This is a genomic window from Microcoleus sp. S36a_B3 (genome assembly GCF_036700745.1).
Taxonomy (GTDB): Bacteria; Cyanobacteriota; Cyanobacteriia; order Cyanobacteriales; family Microcoleaceae; genus Microcoleus.
Genome location: NZ_JAUBPN010000027.1, coordinates 38,084 through 53,116 on the forward strand (window position 1 = coordinate 38,084; position 15,033 = coordinate 53,116).

The 15,033-nt window shown below is 48.0% G+C and carries 11 protein-coding genes; 2 read left to right on the forward strand and 9 right to left on the reverse strand.

Annotated features, from left to right (window positions below; translation table 11 throughout):
* Positions 1 to 125 precede the first annotated feature (125 nt).
* Positions 126 to 3,338: an efflux RND transporter permease subunit gene (locus tag QUA01_RS22520; RefSeq protein WP_333092731.1), complete on the forward strand. Its 3,213-nt coding sequence runs from the start codon at positions 126 to 128 to the stop codon at positions 3,336 to 3,338.
* Between the two features lie 226 nt (positions 3,339 to 3,564).
* Positions 3,565 to 4,746 carry an RtcB family protein gene (locus QUA01_RS22525; RefSeq protein ID WP_333092730.1) on the forward strand — a complete coding sequence of 394 codons (1,182 nt, stop codon included), beginning with the start codon at positions 3,565 to 3,567 and terminating at the stop codon, positions 4,744 to 4,746.
* Between the two features lie 382 nt (positions 4,747 to 5,128).
* On the opposite strand, the gene QUA01_RS22530 is transcribed toward QUA01_RS22525, so the two are convergent.
* From QUA01_RS22530 to QUA01_RS22570, 9 genes are all read right to left on the reverse strand, one after another.
* Positions 5,129 to 5,497, reverse strand: coding sequence for a DUF4278 domain-containing protein (locus tag QUA01_RS22530; RefSeq protein WP_194069590.1), 369 nt, complete (start codon positions 5,495 to 5,497; stop codon positions 5,129 to 5,131).
* Positions 5,498 to 5,733: 236 nt separating this feature from the next.
* Positions 5,734 to 6,078, reverse strand: coding sequence for a BON domain-containing protein (locus QUA01_RS22535; RefSeq protein ID WP_194008353.1), 345 nt, complete (start codon positions 6,076 to 6,078; stop codon positions 5,734 to 5,736).
* A gap of 327 nt (positions 6,079 to 6,405) precedes the next feature.
* The gene (locus QUA01_RS22540; RefSeq protein ID WP_194069588.1) at positions 6,406 to 7,674 is read right to left on the reverse strand and encodes a DNA cytosine methyltransferase; all 1,269 of its coding nucleotides are present in this window, start codon (positions 7,672 to 7,674) and stop codon (positions 6,406 to 6,408) included.
* Positions 7,675 to 7,697: 23 nt separating this feature from the next.
* On the reverse strand, positions 7,698 to 8,870 hold the full coding sequence (gene lpxB / locus QUA01_RS22545) for a lipid-A-disaccharide synthase (RefSeq protein ID WP_333092729.1): 1,173 nt from the start codon (positions 8,868 to 8,870) through the stop codon (positions 7,698 to 7,700).
* A gap of 21 nt (positions 8,871 to 8,891) precedes the next feature.
* Positions 8,892 to 9,494, reverse strand: coding sequence for a Uma2 family endonuclease (locus tag QUA01_RS22550; protein WP_333092728.1), 603 nt, complete (start codon positions 9,492 to 9,494; stop codon positions 8,892 to 8,894).
* Positions 9,495 to 9,535: 41 nt separating this feature from the next.
* Positions 9,536 to 10,330: an acyl-ACP--UDP-N-acetylglucosamine O-acyltransferase gene (lpxA, locus tag QUA01_RS22555; RefSeq protein ID WP_194069583.1), complete on the reverse strand. Its 795-nt coding sequence runs from the start codon at positions 10,328 to 10,330 to the stop codon at positions 9,536 to 9,538.
* 230 nt (positions 10,331 to 10,560) lie between these two features.
* Positions 10,561 to 11,082, reverse strand: coding sequence for a 3-hydroxyacyl-ACP dehydratase FabZ (gene fabZ / locus QUA01_RS22560; RefSeq protein WP_333092726.1), 522 nt, complete (start codon positions 11,080 to 11,082; stop codon positions 10,561 to 10,563).
* Between the two features lie 319 nt (positions 11,083 to 11,401).
* A complete protein-coding gene (gene lpxC / locus QUA01_RS22565) occupies positions 11,402 to 12,259 on the reverse strand; it encodes a UDP-3-O-acyl-N-acetylglucosamine deacetylase (protein WP_333092725.1) in 858 nt (285 codons plus the stop codon).
* 169 nt (positions 12,260 to 12,428) lie between these two features.
* Positions 12,429 to 14,864, reverse strand: coding sequence for a BamA/TamA family outer membrane protein (locus QUA01_RS22570; RefSeq protein WP_333092723.1), 2,436 nt, complete (start codon positions 14,862 to 14,864; stop codon positions 12,429 to 12,431).
* Positions 14,865 to 15,033 lie beyond the last annotated feature (169 nt).

Here is a 15,033-nt window from a genome sequence, read left to right on the forward strand (position 1 = left end):
AATAAAATCGAGTCAACAGTCAACCATCAACAGTCAACCGTCAACAGTCAACCGTCAACCGTCACCTGACGGTGCAACCGGAATTGATATGACGCAGTAAATTCAAATCTAAAACCTAAAATCAAATGAGCGCCGATAAACCCGGATTCAGCATCAGCAGCCTCTCAATCCGCCGCCACATCGGCACCCTCATGCTGACGCTGGCAATTATAATCGTAGGTATTTTCTACATCACCCAACTGCCAGTTGACTTGCTACCCTCCATCACCTATCCCCGCATCGGCGTGCGCCTAGACGCCCCCGGAATCTCCCCAGAAGTCGCAGTTGACGAAGTTACCCGCCCCCTCGAACAAGGACTTTCCGCCACCGAAGGAGTCATCCAAATATTTTCTCGCACCCGCGAAGGACAAGTCAGCGTCGATTTATTCTTCAAGCCTGGGGGCAACATTGACCAAGCCCTCAACGATGCCACCGCCGCCGTCAACCGCATCCGCAACCAACTTCCCGACAATGTGGAAGCCCCCCGGCTGTTCAAAGCTGACCCTTCCCAGCAGCCTGTTTACGAATTTGCCCTCACTTCCAACTCCCTGCAAGGAGTTGATTTGCGCGTATTTGCCGACGAAGAATTATCCCGAGAATTAAACGTAATTCCCGGAGTAGCATCAGTTGACGTTGCCGGCGGCGTACAAGAAGAAATTCAAGTAAATATTGATTTAAATCGCTTGCAATCTTTAGGCGTTAGTATTTCCGATGTTTTAAACGCCCTCGAAGCCCGCAATCTCGATACTTCCGGCGGGCGGCTGCGACAAGAATCGGCGGAACCTTTAACCCGTACTGTCGGACGATTTCGGAGTGCAAAAGAAATCCAAGAAATTTCCTTTCAAATATCTGGTTCCACTCCGCCCAAACGAGTCTTTTTGCGAGATTTTGCCAAAGTAATTGACGGGACAGAAGAAGAACGAGTTAAAGTATTTCTCAATCAAAAATCCGCCGTCAAAATCAGCATTCAAAAACAGCCGGACGCAAACACGATTACAGTTGTAGATGGTGTCAAAAAGAAACTCGCAGAATTAAAAGAATCAGGATTAATCACCGAAAGTACGACAATCATCACTACTTCAGATGAGTCTAAATTCATCCGAGATTCTATCAGCAACGTCATATTTTCAGGTTTGACTGGGGCTGCTTTAGCTGGCGCATCAGTTTTGTTGTTCCTCGCTTCCCTGCGCCAGACTTTTATTATTGTCTTGGCAATTCCCCTCGCAACTTTAATGGCGATTATCCTGATGGGGCTTTTTCACCTGTCTCTGAATATCTTTAGTTTAGGAGGTTTGGCGCTCGGTGTGGGAATTGTGGTCGATAACTCGATCGTGATGTTGGAAAATATTGTCGAAGGAACCAGCAATCATAAAAACCAGCGATCGACTAAAAAACAGTTGATCCAGCAAGCAGAAAATAGCAGCCAAGAATTAGAATCAGCTTTATTTGCCTCCACTATTACTAACTTAGTTGCGGTACTACCATTTTTGTTAATCGGTGGGTTAGTTTCCCTGCTGTTTAACGAGCTAATTCTCACTATCACTTTTTCCGTCGCCGCGTCTTTGATTGTCGGATTGACTGTTGTACCGATGATGGCTTCTCGACTGCTAGCCTTGCCGGTATCCAGCGGTTTGAGCAACTTTTGGCTGCTGCAAGCGTTCAACCGATCTTTTACCAATGCTACCGCCGGTTACGGGAAATTTTTATCGGGAATAGTGCGGTGGCGGTTAATTGTCGTTGTACTGGCGATCTTTATATTAGGCGGCGGTAGTTGGCAGATGGCCGGTCAAATTCCCCAGGAAATCTTACCTCAAATTAGTACCGGTCAAGCGAGGTTATTTGCTTTGTTTCCCGCAGGTACTAATTTGGAAACTAATCAAAGAGTGATGGCGGAAGTTGATAAAATTATGCTCAGTCAGCCGGAAACTGAATACACTTTGACTACGGTGGGCGGGCTGTTGTTCGGCACTAATACGAGCGAGAATTTGCTGCGCGGTGGCAGCAATATTACACTAAAATCGGGCAGCAATACCTTAGCTTTTGTGGAAAGAGTTAATCAAGAATTGAAGAAAGTTAAGGTTCCTAAAAAAACTCGGTTGCGATTGATTCCTGAAAATGTGCGGGGCTTGGTTTTGACTAATTCTCCCGTGCGGGGTGCGGAGGTTGATGTTCTGCTTCAGGGCGAAAATGAGCAGGTATTGCTGGAAGCTGGCCGCGACATTTTGGAAACTTTGGAAGAGAAGGTAAAGTTAGCTAGCTTTCGCCCTGATACCGATCCGCCGCAACCGGAAGTGCAGATTCGCCCCAATTGGGAACAAGCGGAAATCTACGGGTTGAATGCGAGGCAAATTGGAGAAACTATTCAGACAGCAATTCAAGGTGCTATTCCCACGCAGTTGCAGCGGGGAAACCGTTTGGTTGATGTGCGGGTACAGTTCGATCGCAATTCTATCCAGTCAATTTCTGAACTCAAGTTTATCCCTTTAACTGCGAGGAATAACGCTCGCATTCGCTTGGGCGACGTGGCGAGTATTGAGGTGGGAAAAGCACCGGGAGAAATTCAAAGACTCAACCAGCGCCAAGTTTTCTTGATTGCGGGGAATCTTAACAAGGGCGCAAGTTTGGGGGATGCTTTAAAACAAGTCAATGCTGTTGTGGCGGACATCAAATTGCCACCGGGAGTGCGGGTGATTCCGAGTTCGGCGGCGGAAACTAACCGGGAATTGCAAACTTCGCTGAAGATTTTGGGTGGGTTGGCGGCGTTTTTGGTATTTGTGGTGATGGCAGTGCAGTACAATTCGCTTGTCGATCCGCTGGTGATTATGTTGACGGTGCCGCTGGCTTTGGCTGGGGGGATTTTGGGGCTGTATGTGACTAAAACTGCGATCGGCGCGACGGTGATTTTGGGGGCGATTTTGCTGGTGGGAATTGTGGTAAATAATGCGATTATTATGGTGGAATTGGCGAACCAAATTCTCGAAGACGAAAAGGTCGATCGCGCCACGGCAATTCTCAGGGCAGCACCTCAACGTTTGCGTCCGATTTTGATGACAACTATCACCACAGTTTTGGGTTTGTTTCCCCTAGCTTTGGGAATTGGAGAAGGTTCGGAGTTTTTGCAACCTTTGGGGGTTGTGGTGTTTTCCGGTTTGTCGCTAGCAACGCTGCTGACGCTGTTTATTATTCCGTGTTTTTACATTTTGCTGCACGATTTCTTCGGGATGTTTGCAGGGAAGAAGAAACCGCAGGCGGTTGCTATTCCTGTGCAGAAGGCGGCAAGAAAGAATGCGAATTTGTAAAAGATGATCCGGCGGTTGAAACCGCGTCTTGTCAAACGATGTCGGCCTGCGCCGACTAAAAAATAAAGGGAGTCTCAAACCCGGATTTAGTATCGGTCAATATTCTTTGACTCCCCCAAAAAATCCCGACTGACACACCCTACGAGAATTAGTACGTTTGACATCATAGATCTTTTGTAGTACCATACGTAGTATGCAATAACTGGCAAAAGAAACCTCAACCAAAATGCCCTACGAAAAATTAGAAATATCAACCCCAAAACCAGTATTATCTTGGGCAAATCACGCCTTGGGCGAAAAAGAAACCAAGATGGCCGCCAATGTCGCATCTTTGCCCTTTGTATTCAAACACGTCGCACTGATGCCCGACGTACATTTAGGAAAAGGTGCTTTAGTCGGTTCCGTAATTGCCACAAAAGAAGCGATTATTCCGGCGGCTGTGGGCGTTGATATTGGCTGCGGGATAATTGCCGTAAAAATGCCTTTCACCGCCAACAAATTAGAAGGCAAACTCAAACAAATTCGCCTCGATATCGAAGCAGCAATTCCCGTCGGATTTGCTGAAAACAAAGAAGTCGAAAAATCTGTCACCAACTGGCAAAAATGGAGCGATTTCAAGGAACTTCATCAAGGCGTGCAGCACCAAGATAATAAAGCCTTAAAACAATTGGGTTCCCTGGGCGGCGGCAATCATTTTATTGAGGTTTGCGTTGATACGGAAAACTTTGTTTGGCTGATGCTGCACTCTGGTTCTCGCGGCATTGGGAATTTGCTCGCACAGCAGCATATCGAGACGGCGAAAGATTTAGCTAAACTGGCAGAAATTAATCTGGCTGACAAAGATTTGGCTTATTTTGTAACAGGTACGCCGGAGTTTGCCGCTTACTGGCACGATTTGCAGTGGGCGCAAGATTATGCTCGTTTTAATCGCGATGTGATGATGAATCGGTTTAAGCGAATTGTGGAAAAGTACGCGGCGGGCGGCAAATCTGTTAAGCCGTTATTAGAGGTGAATTGCCACCACAATTATGCGGAAAAAGAGGTGCATTTTGGCGAAGATGTGTATGTTACTCGCAAGGGTGCTGTGCGGGCGGATGTTGAGGATTACGGGATTATTCCGGGTTCGATGGGGGCGAAGTCTTTTATTGTTAAAGGGAAGGGAAATGTTGAAAGTTACTGCAGTTGCAGTCATGGCGCTGGGCGGTTGATGTCTCGCACTAAGGCGAAAAATGTATTTACTCTTGATGATTTTGTGCGGCAGACTGATGGGGTTGAGTGTCGCAAAGATGAGCAATTTTTAGATGAAATTCCGGGGGCTTATAAGTCCATTGAGGAAGTGATGAGTCAGCAGTCGGATTTGGTGGAGGTTGTGGCAACTCTCAAGCAAGTGGTTTGCGTTAAGGGCTGACAGAAATTGGTTTATATCAATTCCGGTTGTGCCGTCAGGTGATTGTTGAGTGTTGACTGTTAACTGTTGACTGTTATAGCGGTTCTCACAAAAGTGAGGTATGCCCTATGCCCTATGCCCTATGCCCTATGCCCTATCCCGGATAGTATCTCATCTTTCGCTTGAAAGGCTATAACTGTTGACTGTTAAGAGGGCCCGCACGCACCATCCACCGCCCCTACTGACTGTTGACTGTTGACTCGATTGTATTATTCCGATGCAACCGGAAACGATATTATTTGTACTTGACTTAGGTGAAAAGTTCTGTATGGGAAGATGGGGGAAATCAAATCGCTTTCGATTTCCTCCTGTTGACAAATGCTTTGTTTTGTGAGGCTATTTGCTAACAAGCCATTTGCTTCCACTCAATTTCTAGCAAGCGCATCAATCTTTCATCGCCTTTGGCTTTGGCCACTTGCTGTCTGCGATCGAGAATACTGCAAATATGCCTCCGCTGGACTTGCGCCACTTCCGCAACTGTTGGGGAAGATTGAACCGCCGCTATGGCGCTAGCTGCTGCGACATCCCGCAGGGCTTGAACCTCTTGCTTTGTGTTAGAGTTTGCGCCCCCGTATTTTTGGGGGACGGGAATGTGTCTGGGATACCGATAGTTCCAGTCTTGACCCCTATATTTGCCTGCGGCTTGGCCTTCAATCATATCGACTGTGGGAATGTCGTATTCGTAGTTTGCGCCGCGATAAGTGAGTTGCATATTTTTCGATCCTTATATTCAGATAAAAAGAGCAGTCAGGTCTGGTGTGATTTTTGTAGTAAAAAGTTTTTACTTTCTGTATTCAATTATACGGTTCTTTAAGAAAAATGCGTTAATTTACATAAATTAATATTGTGAAACCCAAAGAGCAGGAAAAAACCCGCAACAGCGGGTTTAATTGAGCTTTTGAGTCCTTCGACGGACATCAAGAGCAAAACTGCTGCGGTTCCAAAGAACTACCCGACTGTCACTTGATCCGTTTGGACTGCTGTCGCGCCCTCTTCAGCAGAGGCGATCGCCACTAACTTGTCGAGAATTTCCTGACTGGGAACTTGACCTTTGAGAACAACCGTGCTGCTGAGCTGAGCAACCCACACCGTCTCGATATCAGCAACTTCTGAATCGCCGTCAAAAGCCAAAGCTACCCGCTTCGCTAAGCCACTTTCGTCAAAATTTCCGTCTGGGCCGACTTTAGCAGGGGCGATGGATTGCGATTGGGCTGCTTGCTGTACTACTTGTGCCATCGGTTCAGCCTGGGGTGCAGGCTTTTCGAGTCCGAACAGTCTTTTAAACCAACCCATAGTAGTCTCCTGAAAATACACTTTTTACAAAGATAGCTCTAGAATTGCCAAAGACTCGTAATTGTTGCAAAACTCAGCGAAATTTATCAAAAATTTTTCCCGGCAGACTTTCAAAATCTGGTAAGTGCTCGAAGATCCGGGTTTTGATAGCCCTGGCTCAAATGGTTCGTAAAATATGTAGGGGTAGTGCTAAGAGTGCCTAGCCCCACGGATCGCAGCTCTTCACGGGGGGATTGTCCCTACAAAAATCACACAACTGATGCGAGGATTGCTATATTTAGCCGAACTTGAGATCCTATTGTTCGGGGCCAAGGCTGTTCGTCCTCGCTACAAACTCGATATATAATATTGTTCCGCTTCCAACCAATTTAGTTTAAGCAAGGAATCATTTCCAACTAAAAACTTGACACTAGGCTTAATTGCTTTCACACCCAAAGCGCCAATAATCTGTGCAGCTACAGCTTTCGCTAATAGCGGCGGTACAGAATTTCCGACTTGGCGGAAACCGTGCCATTTGGTGACGTGAAATCTAAACCAGTCAGGATAGGAATGCAGCCGCGCAGCTTCTCTGACTGTAATGCACCGAGGGACGATCGGGTGAATCGGCCTTGGCGAAGTATAAGCGCCCCTCTCCCTGTCGGTTCCAGCCCTGAGAGTGTTGCAAACTCCGTCGGGGTGCAGCTTGTAAAAGCGGCTGATCGGCTCTTTTTCGCCGTAGGCGGAGGCTGCAAATCTTTCCATACATTCGAGAGAATGTTTTGTGCGCCGACTCGAAGAGAGGATTTGTCGATCGTACTGGCGATCGTAACCATAATCATTTTCAAAATCATCGAATCCGCGCAAAAAACTCGCGTAATCGCTGCTGCAATTTCCGTACTCTGCTACTACCCAATCTCGGTGCAGCAACTCGCTGTACTTTTCCACTTCCGGCAAATCTCCAATCGCATCCCAAACAGTCGGAACAGCAGGTAAATTAATTTTTTTATAGCGTTTAGGAAGTTTCTTTTTCGGTAGCATAGTCGTTGGCTGAGGATATTTTGGCAGCTCAAAGTCTTTTTTGCACCCAATCAAAAACAATCGTTTGCGAGCTTGCGGCACTCCGTAGTGAGCGGCATTCAGAACTTGATAATTTTCTTCTACTTGATATCCCGATTCCCCAAAAGAGCTAATTAAAAGATTCAAAAGTTCCTTGTGTTTGCCGGCCACAATTCCCGGCACATTTTCCATGACAAAAAACTTGGGTTTCAATTCCAAAACTAAGCGTAGAAAGTGAAAAATCAGAGAATTTCGTGGGTCATCCACATCGCGCTTTCCCATCAGCGAGAATCCTTGGCAGGGCGAACCGCTGATTACTACGTCTATCTCCCGCCTGCCGATCGCAGATTTGTTCCTAATTTCCGCTCCTGTTAGCTGTGCGACATCTTTGCACAAAATAGAACACATCGGGAAATTAAACTCGTGTGTAGCGCAGTGAATTGGGTCAATTTCAACGGAAGCAAGTACATCAAAACCTGCTTGTTCAAAGCCGAGAGTCATGCCGCCCGCGCCTGCAAATAAATCAACAGCGATCGGTCGCTTTTTCCGATTGCTTGACATAACATTTCAATTATAAAATTGCTTTAATTTGCTGTATTTAATTTAACATTGTTGACGATTTCGGCAGCCGCGCGATCGCAAACCCCCAAATCTCCGAGACTTTCTCGCATTTGGCGATAGCCCGCTTTCATTTGCTGGCGTCGATCGGCATTTTGCAGCAATTCCAGTGCGTGTTTGACAATATTTTCCACAGTAGCATCGTCTTGCAGCAACTCCGGGACGATCGGCTTCATTTCCACCAAATTCGGCGGAGACATAAAAGGAATCGAAAATTTCAGTACGTGGCGAGCAATCATAGCCGTAATCCGACTGACGCGGTAGACGACAACTTGCGGAACATCGAGCAAAGCCAGCTCCAAATTAACAGTACCAGATTTAGTAATAGCCATATCGGCAGCAGCCAAAAGTTCCAGAGTTTGATTTTCCAACAAAGTAGCCCGCAAACCGTAATTCTCGATCGCCTCTGCTATTTTACTGCCGAAAGCTGGGTTAGCAAGCGGAATCCAAAAATGAACCTCGGGAAATTGGGCTTGAATAATTTGAGCAGCCTCAAATATAACCGGCATCAGGTACTTTAGTTCTTGCTGTCTAGAAGCCGGAATTAGAGCCACTGACACCTGTTCCGGCGCAATTCCCAACATTTTGCGGGCAACTTCCCGGCAGGGCGCAGATTGCATTCTATCCACTAAAGGATGACCTACCCAACTCACTTCGGCTCCTTTTTCCCGATAATAACTAGCTTCCTCGGGGAAAATTGCCAAAATGCGATCGGCAATACTGACAATCAGATTTGTATTGCGAGGAGAAATCGACCAAACCCATTCTTGAGGTGCGATATACCAAACCACGGGCAAATTTGGCAAACAGCGGCGAATATAGCTACCAATACCGAGATTTGGAGTCAAATAATCAATCAATACAACCACATCCGGGGGAAATTTTTTTAGATATTGTTTAGCTTTTTGCTGAACTTGGATTGTCGGCCAAATATACGGCACAGATTCTATAAGACCCATAGAACCAATACTGACAGTATCGCCTAAAATAGTAGCCCCAGCTTCCGCCATGCGTCCCCCACCCAAAGCTGTTATTTCTATATCCAAACCAGCGGCGACAGCATGACGTTTTAAGGCAGCAACTAACAAAGCTCCTTGCAAATCGCCAGAAACCTCACCAGTGCTGATAAAAATTTTCATATTTTCAATTAAATTCTGATTTTAAACGGGTGAAATTTGTTGTAACAACTCAGTCACAGCATCATATTGATCTGGCATATTAGCACAGCGCAGGAGTAATTCTAAATCGAGGTCTGGCAGAAATGTACTGCGGGTAATTTGCTCGTAATTTTCACCTCTCAAGCAGTAGAGAGATAACTGGTTGTTTTGCCAAAACCAAACTTCCCGAACTCCCAATCGTTTGTAAAATTCTAAAGTATCTATTCCGCCGCTGGTAATTACCACTTCAATAGCAATATCTGGGACTGTTTTTGGAGCACCTATATCATAGGAATCATCCGGCTCTTTTCTACCTCCCAACTCTCTGTTACCCAGAGTCGGCCCGCCCTTGCCGTAAAATCGAATCCCGCTTGCTCTCATGTATGCTTCTAGCAGCATACAGAGCGTTTTTTTGATGATTTCGTGTTCCGGGGAGACAGTCATAAGTTGCAGGATGCGATCGAGATAGAAAAATTTTACACCGCCGATATCTTTAAAGGCTGATTCGATCGCTTCAAATTGCTCCCAGCTAACATCTGATAACCTGATGCAGCCATCTTGTTCTGTTTCAAGAAATGTAGATTTGACTGAAGTATATACATTCATAGGGCCAGCATTGCTCTGTGGATAGATTTATTCTAGCCCATTCACTTTTTACCAGGAATCAAACCGCGCCGCCCTTTGCTGACAGACTGCTGCACAAATCTCCGCAGGTGTTGCAAGTGGGGATTTTCTGGCAACAAATCCAACTGTTCCAAAGCTTGATTTAGGGTGTAGCCAGAATGGTATAAAATCCGAAAAGTTTTCTTCAAAACTAGCAAATCTTCGGGGGTTAAACCGGCGCGTTCGAGGCCTATTTTGTTGATTGCTCGCACTCTCGAAGGATTTCCCTCGACTAGCATATAAGGAGGTACATCTCGATCGATCCTGCTCAAGCCGCCCACCATCGACAAGCGGCCGATGCGGACAAACTGGTGAACGCCCAAAACCCCGCTCAGTCTGGCTTGAGACTCGATTTTGACGTGTCCGGCCAAGGCTACGGCATTGGCGATAATTACCTGGTCTCCGAGTTCGCAATTGTGACCGACATGAACGTAAGCCATCAACAAATTACGATCGCCAATTGTGGTGCTTTCTCCCGCTCCTGTAGCGCGGTTGATTGTCACGTATTCCCGAATCACATTGCTGTCGCCAATTGTTACCCTAGTCAGCGAACCTTCATATTTCAAATCTTGAGGTTCCAGGCCAATCGCCGCACCGGGGAAAATTTGATTGTTAGCACCTATTTCTGTTAACCCATCGATAATTGCATGAGCGCCAATCTTAGTCTCTGGCCCGATTTTCACTCTTTCCCCAATTACAGCATAAGCGCCCACTTCTACAGTCGGGTGCAGTTCGGCGCGGGGATGAATCACAGCAGTTGGGTGAATCAAAGTAAGCATTTTTCAGTTGTTAGTTGTCCGTTGTCTGTTGTCCGTTGTCTGTTGACTGTTGTCTGTTGACTCTTGGCTGTTGGCTGTTGTCTGTTGGCTGTTGGCTGTTGGCTGTTGGCTGTTGGCTGTTATTAGCTACTGATTAGTCATTACCAATGCCCTGTTTGGCCAATTCCCAATTCCCAATGCCCTGTTTGGCCAATTCCCAATTCCCAATTCCCCATTCCCAATTCCCAAATTTAATCTACCATCGAAAACATCAATTCTCCTTCACAAACTTTTTGTCCGTCCACTTCAGCTAGAGCTTGAATTTTTGCGAAGCGGCGGCGTTTTACCCACAGCAATTCTACAGTCATCAGCAACTGATCGCTCGGTACAACCTGACGCCGGAATTTGACCTTATCAATCCCAGTAAACATCCACAATCCTTGTTCGATGTCGGGTAACTGAGCCAGAACAATACCGCCAACTTGAGCCATCGCTTCAACGATTAAGACTCCAGGCATAACCGGCCTTCCGGGAAAGTGCCCTTGAAAATGCGGTTCGTTGAAAGTGACATTTTTAATTCCTACAGCCCGCGATCCCGGCACATAATCGAGAATCTTGTCTACCAGCGCCAGGGGATAGCGGTGAGGCAATATTTTCTGAATTTCTTCCAGAGTAAAAGTAGATTTAACCGCTGGAGAATCTTCACCGTTTTCGGCTGGAACGGATTCAGAATTAGCAGTGTTGAGGGTGTTAACTTCAGTGAGCGTGGACATTACTTGAAGACTTGTGAGTGTGGTATGGAAGAAGGAAGAAGGAAGAAGTCAGTAGTCAGTAGTCAGTAGTCATTAGTCAGTAGTCATCAGTCATTAGTCATCAGTCATTAGTGCTGTCGTCTCCGAGCTTTCCGTCCAACGTCATCAGGAAGATGGAAGATGGAAGATGGAAGGATTTAGTTATGTCGCCAGAGAAGCAATTCACTGCAATGAATTCAGCAATTAAGAATGTCCTAACTGCCTTGGCAGTTGCTAGATAAACGCAAGGGTTCGCACCTTGGTTTGTGAATTGTAACGGTGACGAATGCTCGAACCTTTTCTAACTTGTCTCTAGCACCGCCAAAGTTTGAGATTTCAGCGTTTGAGCAAGTTGGACGTGCAGGTTGTGACTGGCTTTGTAAGCCAAGTAGTGAGCTTTTGGCCAAGTTCCCAGCAGACTGAGGTCGCCTACTAAGTCTAAGATTTTATGGCGCACCGGTTCGTTGGCAAATCTCAAGGGCGGGTTGAGCCAGCCGGATCGATCGCAAACGAGGGCGTTATCTAGGGTACCACCTTTGATTAAACCTGCTTGTCGCAATTGGTCAACTTGGCGAGCAAGTCCAAAAGTACGGGCTGGGGCGATCGCCGTCGCAAAACTTTCTGCTTCTGGCGACCAACTGTACCATTGATTGCCGATCGCCTCTTCCTCAAAATCAATTCCGTAGCTAAACCGAGTTTGGGCCGACGGTAAAGCTGCCACAAAAGCATCCCCGTGACGAACCCAAATCGGCTCGGCGAGGGCGAATGATGCAGTGGGGTCTTCTTGGCATTCTTGAGGCACCAAGCCGGTACGGGCGATCGCCTCTACCCAAACCTCAGCAGAACCGTCCAGCAGAGGCAGTTCCGGGCCATCAACCTCAATTCGAGCATTATCGGCTCCCATCCCCGCCAAAGCGCCTAATAAATGCTCTACAGTGCGAATTCGATCGCCCGCAGCATTTGCCAGTTCAGTAGAAAGTGCAGTCTGACAAACCGCCTCAATTGTTGCAGGAATTCTGCGATCGCCCGACAAGTCAATTCTGACAAAATAGCGACCTTCTCCAACCGCAGCAGGCAAAACTCGGACGCGAGTTTCTGCGCCGCTGTGCAAACCAATTCCTGACAGTTCAAATTCAGATTTTAAGGTACTTTGAGTCATGAAAGAAGGAAGAGGGAAGAGGGAAGAGGGAAGAGGGAAGAGGGAAGAAGGAAGAGGGAAGAGGGGAAGAATTAGTAATTACCAATCACCCATTACCAATTACTTATTACTTATTACTCGTAACTAATAACAACTGACCACTGTCAACTGCCAACAGTCAACTGCCAACTTAGAACCGCTCACCAATCCCAAAGTGAATTTGATTGCCGCCACTGTCGTTGATACCGTAATCGATCCGGATCGGCCCTAACGGAGATTGAATCCGCACGCCGATCCCGTAACCGTAACCGCTACCGGGCTTTCCCCGGACACCGGCCGGGTCGCCGGGGACATCTTTGCCCGTGCCCAAATCGGTGCCAGCATCCAAAAATAGCGCTCCGCCGATAAACGAAATAATCGGGAAACGGTACTCAACGCTGGCTTCTAGGAAACTGCGGCCAGCTCCTACTTCGCCTTCGTCGTATCCGCGCACCGAGTTCGCACCGCCCAAGGCAAAAGCTTCGTAGGGAGGCAAATCTCCGAATACGGTGCCACCTTTAAAACTAAATGCCAGGGTTTGAGGGCCGGGGGTAAAGTTGGTGTACTTGACTGGTATGTAAAAGTTGTAGCTGGCCCGCAGGCGGTTGAACAGGATGCTGCCGGAACCTACAGGAATGGATTGTTCCATCCCAAACCTGAGCAGGGAACCGCTAGTGGGGCGGAGGGGGTCGTTGCGCCGATCGCGCACAGCACCTGCTTGGATTGTTGTCAAGTCGTCGGTGCCGGAATTGCTAAAACTTAGCTGGTTGCCGAGTTCGTCATCGGATTCGCGCCTGCCTTTGCGATCGGTAATTGAGACTCGCTGATACTGCAAGCCGAGTGAAGCAATCCACTCAGAATCGACAAAAGGATTGCGCGACAGGGGACGGGTGAAATTGATGCCGGCACCGGTGCGGACGATGCGGGGTCGATCGTTGTTGGGCAATCTGACTTCCCGTTCGCCGCCGTCAAAAATCACGCTGATCGATCGTCTTCTAAAAGCATTAATCGTATAAGAAGTCCGGTAAGGATCGCCCGCAATCCAAGGATCGGTAAAACTCAGGTCAAACAGCGTTTGCCGTTCTCCAATTTGTACTTCAGCCCCCAATTTCTGGTTCCTACCGAACACATTTTGCTGCTGGTAACTCACCGTACCGAACAAACCCGTAGCGGAACTCAAACCCGCACCCGCCGCCAGAGAACCAGTATTTTTCTCAATGACGTTGACAATTACTCTGGCCTTGCGGGGGTCAGTCGTGCCCGGTTCCAAAGCAAGCCGCACGTCTTCAAAAATCCCCAAACCAAACACCCGCCTCAAATCCCTTTCCGCCTTGGTGCGGTTAAAGATATCTCCGGGCTTGAGTTCTACTTCGCGGGTGACGACAAAACGCTTGGTGTTGCCTCGAATCGGCTGACCGGTGGGATCGGTTGGTTCTCCTTCCTTGTTCAGGAAACGGACATCAACGGATTCGATCTGGCCTTCTGCCACTTGCAAGGTGACTGTGCCGTCGTCTGCTACTTGCGGGGCATCTGTGATTTGGCCTAAAACATAGCCGTTGTCTTGATACCACGCATTAATTTTTTTGACTCCCTCCTCAAAGCGGCGGAGGTTGAGAATTTTGCCGTACTGATCGCCGAAGCTTTCGTCAACTACGGTTTGGGGCAGCACTTGCTGGCCGGTGATTGTCACTTTCTGCAGCACTGGATTGGGCTGCACGATAAAAGTCACTCGCACGCCTAACGGGGTGTCTTCCGGTACTGCCCGCACGTTTCTGAAAAAGCCCGTGGCAAAAATGGCGTTGATGTCTTGTTGCAGTTGGCTGCGGTTGGTGGTGCGTCCCGGTTGAGTGCTGATGACTCGGTAAATCTCGGTTTCTAGGTCTCCCGTTGCCCCGGTGACGGTAACTTCGGCAACTAGCACTTGCGGTTCGGCCGCTTCGGCGGGTGCTGGGGTTGGTCTGGGCTGCGATTCTGCCGGGCCAGGGGGCAATGTGGGAACTGTGTTTGCCGGCGGTCTGGTGGGGGCCGGTCTGGGAATTTGGGCGTTTTGACCGATCGCCCCGGATGCGTCCGAAGTCGCTCTGGGAGAAACTTGTAGGTTTTGGGCGATCGTCCCCGCTCCCTCCTGTTTCCGAGGCTCTACTGCGACCCAGGCGGGCGTTACTGCCACTTCCGAAGGGAGGAGTTGGCTGTCTGGTTGTGCCTCTTGCAGCGCGTTTTGACTGCTAGGGGCGGGCGATGGGTTGGATGCTAGCTCGGGTTTGAGTTGAAGCTGGGGCGAAACCGGGGATGGCGAGTCTGTGACTCGGTTTGGTGGGTCGCGGTCGTCTTCTCCTCTGGCAGGGGCCGCCACTATTTTGAGGTCTTCGGCCAAGCTGCTTTTAGCTGCTTTTTTAGGGTTTTGAGAAGGATTTTGGGTTAATTCTGGAACCGGGCGATCGGGTAATTCGATCGACCCAACCGGAGGAACGGCCGCCACAGTCCCCTCTGCTGATTCAGAGTAGGATGTTTGACCGCTTGCCGAATTTGATAATCCGAATGTTGCTGAGACAGTAAGAACTGCCACCAATACAGCAGATAAGCGCATTTTTGTTCACTCTTTTGGGCAATCACACACACACGATATTAGTCATTAGTCATTAGTCATTGGTCATTGGTCATTAGTCATTAGTTATTGGTTATTGGTCATTGGTCATATCATGTCTGGTAGATTAACCGCAATCAGTAGGGTTCGCGCGTGCGTCCTGGCATACGCT